The following is a 2,151-nucleotide window of genomic DNA, read 5'->3' as shown; positions in this document are numbered from 1 at the left end:
GGGGACCAATTGCAAAGGTTATAAACGGTTTAGATTATGCAACAATAGCAAATATTAGCGCTGAAGTAAAGACCAGACTAACGGAAATTGCAGGCGAGGCAGGATTTAAGTCAGTCATTGTACTTCCTATAAAAATCGACTCTGTTCTTAAAGCAACATTTAATATTTACTCGACGGAGATTGACTTTTTTGATGATCAGGAAGTTGAATTATTAAAAGAAGCTACAGCTGACATATCTTTCGCTTTAGAAGTATTTGAAAAAAGTAAATTGAGAACCCAGGCTGAGGCCCGGTTGCTCGAAAGCGAAAAGAAATTATCAAAAGCTCAGAGCCTTGCTCAGCTGGGTTATTGGGAATTCAATCTGGATGATAATACATTTTTCTGGTCCGATGAAACTTTCCTGATTTGGGGTCGCACCAAGGAGGATTTCAAGCCAACTATACAGTCGCTAATAACGACTATACATCCCGAGGACCAGGATTTCTTCATTTCAGAGCATTCGTCGTCTTCTGCAGGGCTTATCAATCTAGACATAGAATATCGTGTTATTATGCCTGATCAAGCCGTTAAATGGGTTAATGATATTGGGCAAATAGTTTCGAGTGAAAAAGGGGTGGCCATAAAATTTGAAGGTACTGTGCAGGATATCACAGCTCGCAAAGTTGCTGAAGAAGAACTTAAGAAAACAGAAAGCCTATACAGACAAATAGTGGAAACCGCTCAGGAGGGTATTTGGTTGGTTGATTGCGAGGGAAAAACTACGTTTGTAAATAATAAGATGTGCGAAATACTGGAGTATACTGAGGATGAGGTGATGGCCAGTGAACTGTTTGCATTCTTGGATGAAGAAGGTAGGCAAAGGGCGACTGATGCGATAGATAATGAAAAAAGGGGAGTCGCAACCCACGGAGATTTTAAGTACATAACTAAGTCGGGCAGGGAAGTATGGACCAGCATATCAGCCAGTCCTTTTTTCGATGCAGAAGGCAATTACAACGGCTCATTGGCTATGGTTTCTGATATCACCGAACAGAAAGCACTGCAACAATTACTAGATAAGGCAATCACGCTTTCCAGAATTGGAACTTATGAAATTGACCTGGTGAAAAATGAGATCTTCTGGTCAGCCATGACTAAAGAAATACATGAGGTGGGAGAGGATTATGTTCCAGATTTTGCAACTGCTATTGAATTTTATAAAGAGGGCTCGGGCAGGGAAGCCATCCAGGCCGCTATTAAAGGGGCAGTTGAGCATCAGATACCGTATGACCTGGAGTTAGAAATTGTTTCTGCCAAAGGAAATCATATCTGGGTGAGGGCAATCGGAGATACAGAATGCCACGATGGTGTTTGTACCCGTCTTTACGGGAGCTTTCAGGACATTCAAAAAGTGAAAACTGCGGAGCTTGAAGTCCTGAAGGCTTATGAAGAGAAAAATGACATCCTGGAAAGTATCGATGATGCCTTTTTTGCAGTGGATAAAAACTGGACAATAACTTATTGGAACAATCAGGCAGAGAAAATATTGAAAATGCAAAGGGAAGACGCACTGAATATGAATTTGTGGGATTTATATTCGGATGCTATTGGTACAAGCATGTGGAAGAACTATCACGAGGCACTCACTGACAATACAGCGCGCCACTTTGAAGATTATTACCACGCTATGGATATGTGGTTTGAGGTGAGTGCCTATCCCTCCTCGAGAGGTTTATCCGTATTCTTTAAAGATATTACTGAACGTAAACTGTCGGAATCCAGGCTAAATGAATTGAATGAAAGTCTCCAGAGATACGCAGACGAACTACTGATTTCTAACAAAGGCCTGGAACAATTTTCCTATATCATATCTCATAATCTTAGGTCGCCGGTCGCGAATATACTCGGCCTTACGGAAATTTTGCAAAGCGGGGGCAATGACCAGGAAACTTCTGATATCCTGTTGAATGATATCGTAACCAATGTACAAAGGCTCGACGATGTAATACGCGACCTGAACCATATCTTAAGCGTTAAAAGTGTGTTAAATGAACTAAAAGAACCGGTAAGTTTAACAGCCCTGCTTTCTACAATACGGACAAGTATTAAAAACATCATAGAACAGGAAAATGTAGATTTCAACCTGAGCGGAATCCAGGTCGATGAGATTT

Annotated in this window: 1 protein-coding gene; it reads left to right on the top strand. The window is 41.1% G+C overall.

Going from position 1 to position 2,151, the window contains the following annotated elements; all coding sequences use genetic code 11:
• On the top strand, positions 1 to 2,151 hold a 2,151-nt coding region (locus tag WBJ10_RS04715; RefSeq protein ID WP_424288374.1), incomplete at both ends, for a PAS domain S-box protein.

The sequence above is a fragment of the Daejeonella sp. genome (assembly GCF_049655485.1).
Classification (GTDB): domain Bacteria; phylum Bacteroidota; class Bacteroidia; order Sphingobacteriales; family Sphingobacteriaceae; genus Daejeonella.
The sequence above is the reverse complement of the archived record's forward strand: the minus strand, read 5'-3'. Positions and strand labels throughout refer to the sequence as shown.